Annotated in this window: 16 protein-coding genes; 8 read left to right on the forward strand and 8 right to left on the reverse strand. The window is 66.5% G+C overall.

Features of this window, described 5'->3' with window-relative positions; translation table 11 throughout:
• Positions 1-123: 123 nt before the first annotated feature.
• Positions 124-2,292: a transglycosylase domain-containing protein gene (locus AC1DV8_RS18585; RefSeq protein ID WP_477158468.1), complete on the forward strand. Its 2,169-nt coding sequence runs from the start codon at positions 124-126 to the stop codon at positions 2,290-2,292.
• A gap of 69 nt (positions 2,293-2,361) precedes the next feature.
• Here the strand turns inward: AC1DV8_RS18585 and AC1DV8_RS18590 are convergent, their stop codons facing one another.
• On the reverse strand, positions 2,362-3,105 hold the full coding sequence (locus AC1DV8_RS18590; protein WP_477158469.1) for a M48 family metallopeptidase: 744 nt from the start codon (positions 3,103-3,105) through the stop codon (positions 2,362-2,364).
• A 95-nt stretch (positions 3,106-3,200) separates the two neighbouring features.
• Positions 3,201-3,650, reverse strand: coding sequence for a DUF2852 domain-containing protein (locus AC1DV8_RS18595; RefSeq protein ID WP_477158470.1), 450 nt, complete (start codon positions 3,648-3,650; stop codon positions 3,201-3,203).
• A gap of 123 nt (positions 3,651-3,773) precedes the next feature.
• Between AC1DV8_RS18595 and AC1DV8_RS18600 the strand changes: the two genes are divergently transcribed.
• From AC1DV8_RS18600 to AC1DV8_RS18610, 3 genes are all read left to right on the forward strand, one after another.
• A complete protein-coding gene (locus AC1DV8_RS18600; protein ID WP_477158471.1) occupies positions 3,774-5,096 on the forward strand; it encodes an ActS/PrrB/RegB family redox-sensitive histidine kinase in 1,323 nt (440 codons plus the stop codon).
• A 119-nt stretch (positions 5,097-5,215) separates the two neighbouring features.
• On the forward strand, positions 5,216-5,767 hold the full coding sequence (locus AC1DV8_RS18605) for an ActR/PrrA/RegA family redox response regulator transcription factor (RefSeq protein ID WP_055047327.1): 552 nt from the start codon (positions 5,216-5,218) through the stop codon (positions 5,765-5,767).
• Positions 5,768-5,809: 42 nt separating this feature from the next.
• The gene (locus tag AC1DV8_RS18610; RefSeq protein ID WP_477158472.1) at positions 5,810-7,483 is read left to right on the forward strand and encodes an MBL fold metallo-hydrolase RNA specificity domain-containing protein; all 1,674 of its coding nucleotides are present in this window, start codon (positions 5,810-5,812) and stop codon (positions 7,481-7,483) included.
• Positions 7,484-7,486: 3 nt separating this feature from the next.
• Here AC1DV8_RS18610 and AC1DV8_RS18615 read toward each other — a convergent pair whose 3' ends face one another.
• The 6 genes from AC1DV8_RS18615 to AC1DV8_RS18640 form a co-directional block, all read right to left on the reverse strand.
• Complete coding sequence (locus AC1DV8_RS18615; RefSeq protein ID WP_477158473.1) at positions 7,487-8,623, reverse strand: MFS transporter; 1,137 nt, start codon at positions 8,621-8,623, stop codon at positions 7,487-7,489.
• Positions 8,624-8,658: 35 nt separating this feature from the next.
• Positions 8,659-9,120 (reverse strand): MmcB family DNA repair protein, encoded by a 462-nt coding sequence (locus AC1DV8_RS18620; RefSeq protein WP_477158474.1) that lies wholly within the window; start codon positions 9,118-9,120, stop codon positions 8,659-8,661.
• Entirely contained in the window at positions 9,113-10,297 is a 1,185-nt protein-coding gene (locus AC1DV8_RS18625) for an MFS transporter (protein ID WP_477158475.1), read from the reverse strand. Before AC1DV8_RS18625 ends, AC1DV8_RS18620 begins: the two co-directional genes overlap by 8 nt.
• The gene (locus AC1DV8_RS18630; RefSeq protein ID WP_477158476.1) at positions 10,297-11,466 is read right to left on the reverse strand and encodes an MFS transporter; all 1,170 of its coding nucleotides are present in this window, start codon (positions 11,464-11,466) and stop codon (positions 10,297-10,299) included. The genes AC1DV8_RS18625 and AC1DV8_RS18630 overlap by 1 nt, the downstream gene beginning before the upstream one ends.
• Before the next feature lie 244 nt (positions 11,467-11,710).
• A complete protein-coding gene (locus AC1DV8_RS18635; protein ID WP_477151590.1) occupies positions 11,711-12,244 on the reverse strand; it encodes a response regulator in 534 nt (177 codons plus the stop codon).
• A 62-nt stretch (positions 12,245-12,306) separates the two neighbouring features.
• Positions 12,307-13,194, reverse strand: a complete 888-nt coding sequence (locus AC1DV8_RS18640; protein WP_477158477.1) for a LysR family transcriptional regulator — start codon at positions 13,192-13,194, stop codon at positions 12,307-12,309.
• 192 nt (positions 13,195-13,386) lie between these two features.
• Between AC1DV8_RS18640 and AC1DV8_RS18645 the strand changes: the two genes are divergently transcribed.
• Genes AC1DV8_RS18645 through AC1DV8_RS18660 form a run of 4 tightly spaced genes read left to right on the forward strand, consistent with a single transcriptional unit; the run spans position 13,387 to position 15,809 of the window.
• On the forward strand, positions 13,387-13,536 hold the full coding sequence (locus tag AC1DV8_RS18645) for a YjiS-like domain-containing protein (protein ID WP_477158478.1): 150 nt from the start codon (positions 13,387-13,389) through the stop codon (positions 13,534-13,536).
• Complete coding sequence (locus tag AC1DV8_RS18650) at positions 13,533-14,519, forward strand: aldo/keto reductase (protein WP_477158479.1); 987 nt, start codon at positions 13,533-13,535, stop codon at positions 14,517-14,519. Before AC1DV8_RS18645 ends, AC1DV8_RS18650 begins: the two co-directional genes overlap by 4 nt.
• A 49-nt stretch (positions 14,520-14,568) precedes the next feature.
• Complete coding sequence (locus AC1DV8_RS18655; RefSeq protein WP_477158480.1) at positions 14,569-14,838, forward strand: YjiS-like domain-containing protein; 270 nt, start codon at positions 14,569-14,571, stop codon at positions 14,836-14,838.
• A gap of 53 nt (positions 14,839-14,891) precedes the next feature.
• Entirely contained in the window at positions 14,892-15,809 is a 918-nt protein-coding gene (locus tag AC1DV8_RS18660; protein ID WP_477158559.1) for an aldo/keto reductase, read from the forward strand.
• The last annotated feature ends 73 nt before the right edge of the window (positions 15,810-15,882 follow it).

The following is a 15,882-nucleotide window of genomic DNA, read 5'->3' on the forward strand; positions in this document are numbered from 1 at the left end:
AGGGGACCGCGCTGGCCGAAGACCCAGAATTTCGGGTTGGCTTGGGCTTGGCGAGACGGTCGGATCGCCCCATGGCGTCCGCATGCTGCCCCTCGACAGGGAACCGGCTGCCGGACACTCGCCATGCGCAAAAAGAATGCCGGGGCCCTGTACATGGATTTCCACGTTTCGCCTGATGATCGCGTCGGCGCCACGCCCAAGAAGGGCACGCGTTCGGAGCGAACTGCACCGGCGAAGAAAGCCGCACGCGGCGCCCGGATCGAACCCGGCTTTGGCGACGGCGACATTCGCGTCGACGACGAGCGCCAGGAGCGCGCTCCGCGCGGCAAGGCCCCGCGCGGACGTGCGCCGAAGGCCAAGAAGACCCGTGGCGGCCGGCGCGAGCGGCGGCCGCTTACGCTGTTCGGCGTCATTTGGAAGCTCATCTCCTGGCTCTTCATCCTCGGCATCTGGGGCGCCCTCGCCCTGGGCGCAGTGGTGGTCTACTACGCGGTGCAGCTGCCCTCGTCCGACACCTGGAAGGTGCCCGACCGCGCCGCCAATATCCGCATCGTCGCGGCCAACGGCCAGCTGATCTCGAACCGCGGCAAGACCGGCGGCGAAGCGGTGTCGCTGCGCGAGCTGCCCTATTATGTGCCGGCGGCGTTCGTCGCCATCGAGGACCGGCGCTTCTACGACCATTTCGGCATCGACGTGGTCGGCCTTGTCTCCGTGGCGCTCGAAAGCGTCCAGGCCGGTGAAGTCACCCGCGGCGCCTCCACCATCACCCAGCAGGTGGCCAAGAACCTCTTTCTCACCCCCGACCAGACGCTGGGCCGCAAGGTGCAGGAAGCGCTGCTCGCCGTCTGGCTTGAGCAGAACTACTCCAAGGACGACATCCTCGAGCTCTACCTCAACCGCATGTTCTTCGGCCACGAGTCCTACGGCATCGAGGCGGCGTCGCAGCGCTATTTCGGCAAATCGGCGCGCAACCTGTCGCTAGGCGAAGCGGCGATACTCGCCGGCTCGCTGCAGGCGCCGTCGCGACTCAACCCGCAGGGCAATTCCGACGCGGTGAAGACCCGCCAGGGCCTGGTGCTCGCCGCCATGGCCAAGGAAGGCTACATCACGACGGCCGAGAGCAAGGCCGCCGCGATCGACCCCAACCAGACTGTGCGCACCAAGGTGGTGGGCGGCGAATCCTACGTCGCCGACTGGGTCGAGAGCCTTATGACCGCCTATCTGGGCGAAGTGAAACAGGACGTGATCGTTCACACCACGATCAACTGGGACCTCCAGAAGGAAGCAGAATTCGTGGTGAAGGAAGCCGTGGCCAACCACGGCGCCGAGATGAAGTTCACCCAGGGCGCCCTGGTGGCCATGGACGTCGATGGCTCAGTGCGTGCGCTGGTCGGCGGCGTCGACTACCAGCAGAGCCAGTTCAACCGCGCCGTCACCGCGCGCCGCCAGCCGGGCTCAACCTTCAAACCGTTCGTCTACCTGGCCGGCATGGAGAAGGGCTATACGCCCGACACCATCGCCACCGACGGCCCGGTCGATATCGGCGGGTGGAAGCCGGAGAATGCCGACGGCAAGTATGGCGGCGACATGACCCTGCGCCAGGCGCTGGCGCTGTCGCGCAATACCGTCTCGGCGCTACTCGCCAACGATGTCGGCCCCGACAAGGTGGTTGAAGCTGCCATGCGCATGGGCATCTCCTCGCCGCTGCAGGCCGTGCCCTCGATCGCGCTCGGCACGCAGGAAGTCTCGCTGCTCGAACTCACGGCGGCCTATGCGCCGTTCGCCAATGGTGGCATCGGCGTCATCGCCAACGTCATCACCCGCATCGAAACGGCAGACGGCAAGGTGCTGTATGACGCTGTCGCCGCCGGTCCGGGACGGGTGATCGAGCCCAACATCGTCGCTGAAATGAACGACATGCTGCATGCGGCGGTCGAAATCGGTACCGGCAAGCGGGCCCAGCTCAACGGCTGGCCGATGGCCGGCAAGACCGGCACCAGCCAGAAGGCCCGCGACGCGCTGTTCGTCGGCTACACCTCGCGCATGGTGGCAGGCGTCTGGCTCGGCAACGACGACGACGTGGGCACCAAGCTCTCTGGCGGCAACGTGCCAGTGGAGATCTGGAGCCAGTTCATGACCAAGGCCCACGAGGGCATTCCGGTTGCCGAACTGCCGGGCGCCATGACCCAGCCTGGCACGGAACAGCAGCAGCTGCAGCCCATGGAACAGCAGCAGACCGAACGGCCAAGGCGGACGCTGGTGGATCTCCTGGGCGATATCTTCGGGGGCTGAGGCTCCCGGACTCGGCCTCTCAGTCTTGCCTTCTCCCCTTGTGGGAGAAGGTGATCACGGACAGATCAGTTACTCCAGCCCGTACCCCATCAGCACCTTGCCGTGGGCCTTGAGCCAGGCCTTGCCCTTGGTCATGTCGGGCAGCGCCTTCTCGACGGTTTTCCAGAAGCTCGGCGAGTGGTTCATGTGGACGAGATGGGCCACCTCGTGGGCGGCGACATAGTCGAGCACGAATGGCGGGGCGAGGATCAGCCGCCAGTTGTAGTTGAGCTTGCCCGATGAGGAGCAAGAGCCCCAGCGGGTGGCCTGGCTGCGCATCGCTACCGATTTGACCTCTACCCCGAGCGCCGCCGCATGCACGTCGGAGCGCACCGCTAGGTCGCGCTGGGCCTCGGCCTTCAGCCATTCGGTCAGCCGGCGCGGGATGTGCGCCGCTTCGCCCGGCACCAGCAGCGACAGCTCGCCATCGATTTCGGACACTTCCACCCGCCCACGCAGCCGGCCGGTGGCATGGATGCGGTGGGGGATGCCGCGCAGCGGCACCACCTCGCCATCGGCAAAGGCGGTGCGGGGTGCGCTGCGCTTCAGCCGCGCGGCGAGCCAGCCGCGATGGCGGTTGAGAAAGCCTTCGGCTTCGGGCCAGCGTCCGGTCTTGGGCAGCGTCAGCACCGGGTTGCCGTGATGCGGCACGGTGAGGCGATAGCTCCGCGCCCGCGGGCTCACCTTCACCGTGATCTCGACCGGCTCATCGTCGAAGAGGAGCGTGGTCGCGGCCGGCACCTTCGGCGCCTTGGCGGGGAACAGGAAGTTCATGGGCCGATCATCGCTGATTCGAACTGATCCCCGACGACAAAAAAGCGCCCCACAAGGGGGCGCCAGTCGTCAGGAGGACAATAAGCGGGAGGGAACTAGACGTTCGTCCCGTTGTTCTGGTCGCCGCCGTAGTTCGGGCGGTTACCGTTCTTTTCGCGCATGAAGCGGTCGAACTCTTCGCGATCCTTGGCCATGCGGAGGTTGCGCATGTACTCGTGGAAGGCGTTGACCTCTTCGTCGAGCCGGCGGCGTTCCTCGTCGAGGCGCTTGAGCTGCTCGGTGCGATAGTCGTCGAACGCGGCGTTGCCGCTCGAATTGCGGAAGCCGTGGTGACGGTACCCGTTGGCGCGGGGACCGCAGTTTTCGGCCCAGGCCCGGGATCGATTGACGAACCCCTGAGCCTTGTCCGCCGAGCCGCCGAACATTTCGCCCCACAGGATGTAGGCGAGAACAGCGAGGCCGAGCGGCCACCAGATGACGAAGCCCAGGACCATCAAAGCTATGGTCAGCGGGCCCCATTGCGGTTTGATAATCGCAGTGTGCATTGGACTTTCTCCCAGTCACGAACAGCTCCGATGTGGTCCCACCGGACTGGGGGTCAAGCGTTTCGCTCGCGCATTTTTGCCCTTGAAATGCCATGCTAGACTTCCCATGCGGGCGGAAACGACATGCCCGGAAAGGATGATTTCATGGCATTGGCGGACTCCTCGGCGGCGATCCTGCCGGGTAACTGGCGCCCTCTCAGGCTCGCGACGCTGGTCGGGCTGCGCTGGCTGGCAATCGCCGGGCAGACCATCGGCGTGCTGTTCGTCGCCTTCGGGCTCAGCTTTCCGCTGCCGCTGACCCAGTGCCTGATGCTCATCGGGCTATCGGTGCTGCTCAACCTGTGGCTGGTGTTCCGGCTGGGCGAGGGCTACCGGCCGTCGCCCACCGTCGCGACGGTGCATCTTGGCTGGGACCTGTTTCAGCTGGCCGCCTTGCTGGCGTTGACCGGCGGGCTGCAGAACCCGTTCTCGCTGCTGCTGCTGGCTCCCGTATCGGTATCGGCGACGACGCTGCCGCAGCGCTCGACGGTGATCCTTGCGACACTGGCCATCGTCCTTGCCTCCCTCCTCTCGGTGTTCCACTTCGACCTGCCCTGGGATCCCGACTCGCGCATCGTCTTCGACCGCGTCTACGTCATCGGCATCTGGGTCTCGATTATCTGCGGCACCATCTTCATCGCCGGCTATACCAACCGCGTGGCGCACGAGGCACGCCAGCTCGCCGACGCGCTCGCCGCCACCGAGCTGGCGCTGTCACGGCATGAGCAGTTGAGCGCGCTGGATGGGCTGGCGGCAGCCGCCGCGCACGAGCTCGGCACGCCACTCTCCACCATCGCGCTCGCCGCGCGCGAAATCCGCGACGAGGTACCGGCCGGCCCGGTGCGCGAGGATATCGAACTGATCATGTCGCAGGCGGCGCGCTGCCGAGAAATCCTCGGCAAGCTCAGGAGCCTGCGCGAAACGCCGGGCGACCCGTTCGCCGCGGTGCCGGTCTCGGCGCTGCTGGCCGAGGTGATCAAACCGCTCGAAGGCGGCGGCAAGGTGATCTCGGTTCGCACCGGCAAGGGTGCCGGCGCCGAGCCGGTGATCCGCCGCAACGCGGGACTGCTCTACGGTCTCGGCAACCTGATCGACAACGCGGCGCAGTTCGCGCAGCGCGCCGTGCTGGTCGAAGCCAGCTGGGACAAGCAGGCGGTCACCGTCACCATCACCGATGATGGCCCAGGCTTTCCGACGGACCTGATCACCAGGCTGGGAGAGCCGTATCTCACCACGCGGCCGCGCAACGCCGACAGCGGAGAGCCAGGCGGACTGGGGTTGGGCATCTTCATTTCCAAGACTCTATTGGAGCGCACCGGCGCCAAGCTCAGCTTCGAGAACGAGGCTGCGGACGGCCATGCGCAGGTGCGGCTGATCTGGCCGCGCGCGGCAATCGAGCAGGTGTGAGTGTGGCGCGAATGCCTGCGTTCCCCACCGGCGTCATTCCCGCGCAGGCGGGTAGATACCGATTGTGCGTCCCTCCGTATTTTTGACCTTTTCACCAAAAGACCCTACATGAGGCGGCGATGAGCACAGTCGATGAACTCCTTGCGGCCGACCGTACCTTGCTGCTGGTCGATGACGACAAGACCTTCCTCACCCGCCTCGAGCGGGCGATGCAGAAACGCGGCTTCGATGTCCGGATCGCCGACACCGTAGCCGGCGGCCTCGCGGCCGTATCCGAGGCACCCCCGGCCTACGCCGTGGTGGACTTGCGACTCGAGGACGGCAACGGCCTCGATGTGGTCGCGGCGCTGCACCAGAAGCGCGAGGATGCCCGCGCGGTGGTCCTCACCGGCTACGGCAACATTGCCACTGCCGTCACAGCGGTGAAGCTGGGCGCGGTGGACTATCTCAGCAAACCCGCCGACGCCGAGGACGTGATCAACGCGCTGCTCGCCACCGGCAACAAGCCGCCCGAGCCGCCCGAGAACCCGATGTCGGCCGACCGGGTGCGCTGGGAGCACATCCAGCGCGTCTACGAGCTCTGCGATCGCAACGTCTCGGAGACCGCACGCCGGCTCAACATGCATCGCCGCACGCTGCAGCGCATCCTCGCCAAGCGCGCGCCGAAATAAACCTGTCACACTGAGATCAGATAGTTCGCCCGGGAGGCCACGATGACCGTCACGCTACATTTCCACGGGGCGTCGGGCACCGTTACGGGTTCCTGCTACCGGGTGGTGCACCCCAAAGGCCAGTTCCTCGTCGATTGCGGCATGTTCCAGGGCAACAAGACCGTCCGCGATCTCAACTACAAGCCATTCCCGTTCGATCCCAAGGCGATCGACTTCCTGCTGCTGACGCACGCCCATATCGACCATGCCGGGCTGCTGCCGCGGCTGACGCATATGGGTTATCGGAAGCCCATCTGGGCCACGGAGCCGACCAACGGCCTGCTTGAATATCTCCTCCCCGACGCCGCCGGTATCCAGGAGAGCGAGGCGGATCGCGAGACCAGGAAGCGCACCCGCCGCGCCGAGGAACCGTTCCAGCCGCTCTACATCATGGAAGACGCCAACGAGGCGCTGAAGCTGCGCAAGGGCGTCAAATACGAAGAGTGGATCACCCCGGGCCCGGGCGTTCGCGCCCGCTATTGGAACGCTGGCCACATCCTCGGCTCCGCCTCCATCGAAGTCGAGGTGCAGGACAGCGACGGCAAGGCCATCCGCATCCTGTTCTCGGGCGATCTGGGCCCCGACGTAAAAGTGTTCTGGGAGGCGCCCGACGCGCCGGCCGGGTACGACTACATCCTCAGCGAATCCACCTATGGCGGCCGCGAGCGCGAGGATTACACCCTCAAGCAGCGCCAGGAATCGCTGAAGAAGGAAATCAACGAGGCGCTAGCCCGTGGCGGCAACCTCGTGATCCCCACCTTCGCGGTGGAGCGCAGCCAGGAGCTACTGCATGACATCGGCTACCTGATCAAGACCGGCGAGATCAGCCCGAGCCTCGTCTTCCTCGATAGCCCGCTGGCCTCAAAGGTCACCGCCGTCTATCGCAAGTACGCCGCCATGTTCGACGACGTCGAGCTGAGCGCCGACGAGCTGTTCAACGATTCCCGCTTCCGCATCGTCGAGAGCGTCGACGAGAGCAAGGCGATCAACTCGATCCGTGGCGGCGCCATCATCATGTCGGCCTCCGGCATGGCGGACGCCGGGCGGATCAAGCACCACCTGCGCAACAACCTGCCGCGCTCCAACGCCACCGTGCTGTTCGTCGGCTACCAGGCGCCGGGCACGCTCGGCCAGATCATCCAGTCCGGCGCCAAGGAGGTGCGGATCCATTCCGAGCTGGTGCCGGTGCGCGCCCATGTCCGCAGCCTCGGCAACTACTCGGCACACGCCGATCACTCCGAACTCGTCGCCTGGGTGACCAAGCGCCTGCCGGCACATGGCGCGATCTTCTTGACCCACGGCGAGGACGAGGAGCGCGCCGCGCTCAAGGCGGCGCTGATGCATGATGACGGGCTGGCGAGCGACCAGGTGCTGATGCCGTTGCTCGACGATGCGTTCGAGCTGCGGGCCGAGGGGATCGCCGGTGTGGAGCGTCCCGCCGAACGCCGCGTGGACATGACGCAAATCACTGCGGATTGGCACAATGCCTATGCGAGCTTCATCATCGATTTGAGCCACCAGCTACAGGACGCGCCGAACGACGCCTGGCGCATCGCGGTGATGGACTCGCTGAAGGCAACGCTCGCGGGCACCGGCCCGGTGACCCCACCGCTGCCGATGAAGACCCAGGCGGGGAGTGCACCGTCGGTGCTACATGGGGAACCCAGCGGGGAGTAACCGTCAGCCCTTCCGCGGCGCTAAATACCGCGCCAGGTAGAACGCCAGCAGCAGCGGCGGCAACAACACCGCGAATGTCACACGGATCGACGCCACCGTGGCGATCCAGCCCATGATGGCCGGCGCGAACAGCAGCAGCATCTGCTGGCTCATGGTCAGCGCCGCGACATTCTCCGAGGCCGGGCGGTCGCCGAGCCGCGCCGCCGCCGAGGTGGAGAGCGGAAACGACACGCAAACGCCGAAGCCGATCAGCGTGAAGCCGATGAGCGCCACGATCAGGTTGGGCGAGAACACCACCAGCAGCAGCCCGACCAGCGCCGTTAGTGTCAGCGCCCGCGCCAGCCGCACCGGACCCCAGCGCGTGACCCCGCGATCGCCCAGCAGCCGGCCTATCGACTGCGCCGTCATGAAGGCCGGGAGTGTCAGCGTATCGACCCAGTCCGGCGCGACGAAGCTGTCGCGCATGAAGATCACCGACCAGTTGCGCAGGCCGCCCTCGAGCAGCGATGCCGCCACCGCATAGCCGAGCAACAGCAGCGTCATCGTCGTCGGCAACGCGATACGGAAGCCCTTGGCGGTTTGGGCATGCGGCCGCGCCGGGGCCGCCTGCATCGGCCAGGCGAACAGCGCCAGCCCGACCAGCACCGGCACCAGGATGATGGCAAAGTGCACGGCCGGTGCCACATTGGCGCCGCGCATCGCCGTGCCGATCAGCGACGACGTCAGCAGGCCGACGCTCCAGATGCCGTGGCAGGTGTTCATCAGCCGCCGGCCCGCCGCCGCCTCCACCCGGTCGGCCTCGACATTGATCGAGATATTGCTGAGCGCGAACACCGCGCCGAACACCACGAAGCCGAGCCACATGACCAGCAGGTTCGGCGCCAGTGCGATGCCGACCAGTACCAGCCCCAGCAGCGGGATAGTGGTGAGAATGATCGCCCGGGTACCGAGTTTCTCGACCACGAGGCTGGCGAACAGGAAGGTCACGATCGCCCCTGCCGGTTGGCCGAGCAGGGCAATGCCGAGCTCCGCCTCGTTGAGCCCAAGCGCCAGCTGCATGTCGGGGATACGGCTGAACATGCCGCCCTGCGCCAGCGCATGGAGGAAGAACACGATGACGATCGGCTGGGGCAGTTTCACCGGGGCGCTTTCAGCAAGTCCGTGGCCACCGGCCGTCAGAGGTCATTGGGATCCATCAGGACGTGGATGCGGTCGGCGCCGAGTCGCGTCAGCTTCAGCAGCATGGCCTTGCGGCGGGCGGGAGGCAGCGGCGTCTCCTCCGCCATGCGGAGGATCGCCGCGTCATGTCCGTCGCCCACCATCAGCCCCTCGCCCGCCGGGAAGATGTCGGGGTCGAGTTCCGGCGGCTTGGCGAAGAAGAAGCGGTCGCAGAATTCCTTGTAGTCCGGCCACTTGCGATCGACCTGGAAGTCGATCAGCGACGACTTGATCTCGACGATCCAGATCTCGCCCTTCGGCCCCACCGCCAGCACGTCGGCGCGCCGGCCATTGGCCAGCGGCACCTCGGCGTAGCAGCAGAAATCATGCGCGTTGCGCAGGAACCGCATCACCCCGCGTTGCACCCTGAGCGCCGTCGGCGATTGCCTGAGATCGACGATCGGCGGCAGCTCAGCCATGGGGCGTGGCTGGCTCCGGTTCAGCCAGCAGCGGCGTCGGCTTGGGCGACAGCGCCCGGATCACCAGCAGCGCCGCGATGATCAGTGGCACGCAGACGAAATACGAGATCCGGATGCCGAAGCTCTGGGCGACGAAGCCGAGCAGCGGCGGCCCGAGGAAGAACACCACGAACGTCATCTGCCCGAGCGAGGCCACATTGACCGAGGCCGGCCGGTCGGTGCGCTGCGCCGCCGCCGAAACCGCCAGCGGATAGACCGACGAGCAGCCGAGGCCCATCAGCATGAAGCCGAACAGCGCCACATAGGGGTGCGGCGCGACGCCGACGGTGATCAGCCCGATGGCGGCGATGCCGAGCAACGCACCGGCAACGACCCGTGGGCTATAGCGCTCGACCACCGGATCCATGAACAACCGGGCCAGCGCCATGAACAGCGAGAAGATGGTGATCGACAGCCCGCCGACGAATGGCGGCACGTCGAACACGTCGCGCATGTAGATCGCCGACCAGTCGATGCCGGCGCCCTCGACCAAGAGCGGCGCCGCACCGATCAGGCAGAGCGGCAGAAGCCCGACAGTCGGGAAGGCGACGAGCGGCATCTTGCCATCGTGGCTATCGGCGCGCGCCGGAGCGTTCTCGATCTTCGAGAATACGAAGACCCCGGCGATCACCACCACCACCAGCGCGAGGAAGGTGTGCATGTGCACGGACACGCCGGCCTGGCGCACGCCGGCCGAAATGAACGCGGTGACGAAGAAGCCGAGACTCCACATACCGTGCGCGCGGCTCATGATGCGGGTGCCGAGCTGCGCCTCGTGCCGGTCGGTCTCGAGGTTGACGTTGATCTCCAGCGCCCCGGCGAACAGCCCGGCGATGAAAAACACCGGGATCAGAAGGATCGCCGACGGGATCCACGGCACGATCGCGTACATCACGGAGGCACCGAACACCGTGACGAACGCCGTCGTGCGGGCGCCGTATTTCTCGATCAGCGGGCTCGAGAACGTCAGCCCGCACAGCGCGCCGATCGACATGGCGATCAGCGTCAGGCCAAGCTGGCCCTCGGTGAGCTTGAGCGAGCGCTGCAGATCCGGCAGGCGCGACAACAGGGCGCCCATCGACAGCGCGAAGACGAAGAAAATCCCATAGACCCGCTGATGCGGCTTCAAACTAAACATCAATCAACCTCATGCCGGATCGGCTTGGCGCCCAGCGCCCCGGCGAAAACCAGACTTAGAATAACCAAAGGAACGCCGATACCGAAGGACCAGCGGATACCAAAATGCTCGGCAACATAGCCCAGAAGCGGCGGGCCGAAGAGGAAGGCAACAAAGGAAATCTGCGCCAGTGACGCCACATTGCTCGCCGCCGGCCGGTCGGTCCGCTGCGCCGCCGCCGACATGGCGAGCGGGAAGATCACCGAGGTGCCGACGCCCATCAGCCCGAAGCCGATCAACGATAGCCAGTCGACGGGCGAGAAGAACACGATCACTGCGCCGAGGCCGAGCACGCTGAGCAGCACGCGCGAGACGATGGTCGGGCTGTAACGCTCGACGAACGGATCGGCGAAGAAGCGCGTCACCGCCTGGGTGAAGGCGCCGAGCGCCACGGCGAACCCGGCGAGGAACGGCGACACCTGGAACTCGTCCCGCATGTAGATCGCCGACCAGTCGATGCCAGCGCCCTCCATGATCATGGCCGAGAGCGTCACCGCCACGAGGATCATGATGGCGAGCGTCGGCGCGGCAAAGCGTGGCGCCTCATCGGTCGAACCGCCGGTGCGGTGCGGCGCCGGGGTGAAGCGGCCGAGCAGCAGCGCGACGCCAGCGATCACCACGGGCACCATCAGCAGCAGGTGCAACTGCACGCTCAGCCCGGTCTGCGCGATCGCCGCGCTGACGATGCCGGCCGAGAAGAAGCCAAAGCTCCAGAATGCGTGCGAGCGGTTCATGATGCGCCGCCCGATCATGTGCTCGGTACGATCCGCCTCGAGGTTGAGGATGATCTCGATGCCGCCAATGACGAGGCCGACCGGCACCAGCAGCATGAAGAAGGCGATCGGGCCGGTGGCGAACGACGCCAGCGCATAGCCGAGCGCCAGCAGCGGGATCAGCGTCAGGATGGCGCGGCGATAGCCGAAGCGATCGAGCAGCGGCCCGGCAAGGCTCAGCGAGATCAGCGTGCCGAGCGCCGCGCCGATCAGCCCGAGCCCGAGCGCGCCCTCCTCGATGCCCATGGCGCGCTGGATATCCGGCAGGCGCGGCGGCAGGCTCCCCATGCAGAACGAATAGATGAAGAAGCCGCCATACACCCGCTGCTGCGGCGGCAACTCGATACCGAATCTCATGGTGGGGAACTCGCGGAAAGAAACGCGGGCGACCGTAGTTAAATCGGTTCAATTGGGCAAGTTAGGCTTTGTGATGGGGAGTATTGGTGCCGGACGACTACCCGCTGGCGCCCAGCCACTGGCGTCATCCGCGCGAAGGCGGGGACCCAGTGCGATCTCTCGACATCTGCTGGCGATGCAGCATCCCACTAGGTTCCCGCCTTCGCGGGAATGACGTCGGTGGGTGTGAGATTGCCCGGATGAACTAAATCGCCACCTGCATCTCATCGCGCATCACGCTCACGCCGCGCGATGGGGAGCGGATGATCTCGAGCCTGCGGTATTGGCTGCCGGACCGGCTGTGGGTCCGCTGCGCCCCGCGGTCGGGGCCGAGATAGTCGGCGGTCTCGAAGTACACCTGGGTGTGCTCGACCAGCCGCTCGAGCCGTGCCGTTACCCGCTGTTGCGTGAACGGCAGGGTCAGCACGTCGTCGAAGCCCATCTCGACGCAGGTCTTGATCGCCTCGACCAGCGGGCTCTCGGAGAAATACACCATGGGCGAGAAGCGGATGCGCCGGCTGGGCGAGAAGCGGATAGCATCCGCCACGGCCTTCAGCCCGGCGACGTCATCGACCGCGGCGAAGAGGAAGAACAGCAGTGGCGTCTGCTGCGCCTGGGTCTCGGCCGCGGCCAGCCCGGCATAAGTTTGCACGATCGGGAAACCCAGTCCGCGCGCCAGATCCGCCAGCGCTGCGCCGGGGCCATCCGGCGGGCCGACCACGTAGGCACAGGCCCGCATCCTCAGGCACTCCACGATTGCATTCCCCCGCGGAGTATCGGCCCGCGCCGCTTGCCGCGAGGTTAAGACGGCGAGAGCCGCCGCTCGCCCTTGAACAGCGGGCCATGCTCGCGCATCAGCTTGGCGATCCGGTCGGCGACCAGCCGCACTTCCGGCCGGTGGCGGTCCTCGTGGTGCGACACCAGCCATTGCTCGGTCTCGAGTTCGGCGATCGGCGTCGCCACCCGCACCAGCCGCGGGTCGCTGTCGCCCACGAAGCAGGGAAAGACGCTGAGCCCGGCGCCGGCTGCCACCAGTTCGCGCACGCTCTGCACATCGTTGCCGCGCACCCCGATCCGGTCGCCGTGGTGGGCCATCAGCCAGCGGGCCGAAGCGACGTTTGCCGCCTCGCCGGTGATGCCGACAAACAGTCCCGCCTTTATGCCGTTGATCAGATTGAGGCCGGAATAGATCGCATGCGCTACGCGGCCGATCTGCCGGCCGGCGAGATTGGGCTCCACCGGCCGCTCCGACCGTAGCCCCAGGTCGGCGGCGCGGCGCCCGATGTCGAGCTTGCCGTAGGCGGTGGCGAGTTCGACCCGGATGTTGTCGTCTACGTGCCAGAGCTCACCGATATGCCGGGAGAGAAACGCCGAGGTCCAGGTCCCGGCCGAGATGCGGACGATCTTCTCGCCCACCGTGCCGTCGCGCCAGCGCTTCAGCTCCTGCATAGCGGCTTCGACATCCTGGGCGCGAGCCAGCAGCTCCTCGCCGGCCAGGGTCAGCTGGTAGCCGGTCTGCCGGCGCACGAAGAGCGGCTCGCCGATCTGCTGCTCGAGGGCGGTGACCCGGCGCCCGAGGGTGGCGGCGCTGAGCCCGGTGGTGGCGGTCGCGGCACTCAGTCCGCCCAGCCGCGCCACATCGAGAAACAGCCGCAGGTCGTCCCAGGAGATTGCTTCACCGACGCTCATTTTTCATTCCTGAAAAGCACGTTGCGAAGCTGATTGTATCGCTTCAAGCCCGGAATGAGCAAGTATGGGTCTCAGGAAAGCACTGAAGCAACAGTGACTTTCCGCCAAGCCGCAAAGCGACAGTCTGGTTTCGGCAGTTCACCCCGAGTTGCCGACGGACGAGATGTTTTGCGCTGATGAAGGAGAAGGAAAATGCTCGGAACACTGTCACGCCGCCTGGCCGAATGGTCACGCATCCGCCGCGACATCCGGCGGCTCAAGCAGCTGGACGATGTCCTGCTGGCCGATCTCGGCATCGAACGCGGCTGCATCGCCCACAGCGTACGGACGGGCGAGAAATGAGCCCGACGACGCTACGCATCTGGAACGGGCTCGAGGTCCCGCGCATCGGCATCGGCTGCTGGGCCATTGGCGGCCCGTTCAAGATGGACGGTCGCAACGATGGCTGGGGCGAGATCGACGACAACCAGTCGCTGAGGGCCTTGACGCTGGCCCACGAGCTCGGCGCCCGCCTGTTCGACACGGCCGATGCATATGGCACCGGCCACAGCGAGGAGGTGCTGGGCGAAGCGTTCGGCAACCGTCCGGACGTGGTGATCGCCACCAAGTTCGGCTTCACCCATGACCGGGCGAAGCGCGAGCTGACCGGCACAGACGTCACGCCTGTTTACATGGAGCTGGCGCTCGATGCCTCGCTCAAGCGGTTGAAGCGCGATCGCATCGACCTCTACCAGCTGCATGTTGGCGATGCCTCGGCCGAAGCGATGGACCGCCTGGCACCGGCCCTCGAGCGCCGCGCCGAGTCCGGCGACATCGCCGCCTGGGGCTGGAGTACCGATGACGCGAAAGCCGTGTCGAGGGTGCTGCACTTCCCGCACTTCAAGGCGGTGCAGCAGGGATTGGATGTGTTCCGCGACGGTCCGGAAATGGTGGCGCTGTGCGACAAGCATGGGCTGCCGAACCTGATCCGGTCGCCGCTTGCCATGGGGTTCCTCACCGGCAAGTTCACCGCGCAGTCGCGCGTGTCGACGGACGATGTGCGGGGCGCCGGGCATAGCTGGGTGCGCGACTTCAAGGATGGGCGGCCGTCGGCGGAGTCCTTGCGGAAGCTCGATGCCATTCGCGACGTGCTCACCAGCGGCGGCCGCACGATCGCGCAGGGCGCCCTCGGCTGGGTGCTGGCGCGTTCGCCGCAGACCATCCCAATCCCCGGGTTCAAGACCGAGGCACAGATCCGCGACAACCTGGGCGCGCTCGACAAGGGCCCGCTCCCCCCGGCCGCGATGGCCGAAATCAGTGCCCTGCTTTCGCGGGAACTGGCCTGACGCGAGACGATCAGCAACGACCGCCCCTCGCGTCGATGAAGGAGAACCTATGTTCGACACTCTCATTGAACGCATAATGTCCTGGGCGCGCATCCAGTCCGGCATCGAACGACTGCAGGGGCTCGATGACCGCCTGCTGGCTGATATGGGCATCGAGCGGGAACTGATCCCGCAGATTTCCCGGACCGGGATCGTCGTTGCCCATGCGACGCTGGCGGACGAGGCCAGTCGACCGGCTGTGGTAGCCGCGAGCACGGCACGACCGCCATCGCTCGGCCGAAAGGGCAGCGAATGTAGCACCGTGCCGAGCATGAGCTGAACCAGAGTGGAGGGGGGGGGGGGGGGGGGGGCGGGGGGGGGGGGGGGGGCGGCATCGGCCAGGTCTGGGGTCCGACCAGCCGCGAGGAGGGTATCGCCACGCTGCGAATGGCGGTCGACGAGGGGATCGACGTGATCGACGCGGCGCCCGGCTACAAGATCTGCGAGGCGCTGATCGGCGAAGCCTTCGAGGGGCGGGTGCCCGAGGGGGTAAAGGTCACCACCAAATGCGGCATCGGCACCATCCCGGATGACCAGGTCTATCCACGTTTCCGTGCGTCGTTGGAGGCGAGCCTCAAGGCCATGCTGCTCGAACGGGTCGACCTGTTCTTCCTCCACAACCAGATCTGCGCCGACGACTTTGTCTACCCGGCGGAGAACGAGCGTCGCGCCGAAATCGCCACCAGCTGGTCGAGCTATCGCGATGCCGTAGTGCCGGCCTTCGAACGCCTGAAGCGCGAGGGGCTGATCGGCGGCTGGGGCATCACCGGGGTCAGCGTTCCCGAGACCATCCTCGATGCGCTCGTGCACACGCCGCGTCCGGATGCCGTGCAGGCGGTGGCCAATCTGATGGACAGCCCGGGCGGCCTCGCCGGCCTCAGGACACCTTCGCGATCGCGCGAGATCATCGCCTCGGCACAGACCAACGGAGTGGGTGTAATGGCGATCCGCGCGGTACAGGCGGGCGCCCTCACCAACAGCTTCGACCGTGAGTTGCGGGCCGACGATCGCGACATGGAGGATTTTCGCCGCGCCGCGCCCTTCCGCGAGCTCTGCGCAAAATGGGGCGCCGACCCGGCCATCATCGCACATCGCTATGCGCTGGGCATGGCCGGGGTCGAAACACTGGTGCTCGGGGTCAAGAACCGCGACGAACTCGCGGACGCGCTGGGTGCCGAACGCGAGGGCCCGCTCGAGCCGGCACAGATCGCTGCGATCGACGGTCTCGGGTTGACCAGGTTGCCGGCCTGAGGCGAACGTCGGGCGTGTCGGCGGATGTCCAACCCGACACGCGAAACTGCGCACGTAGTAACCCTCACCTCAA

The sequence above is a fragment of the Devosia sp. P3_B2 genome (assembly GCF_056402875.1).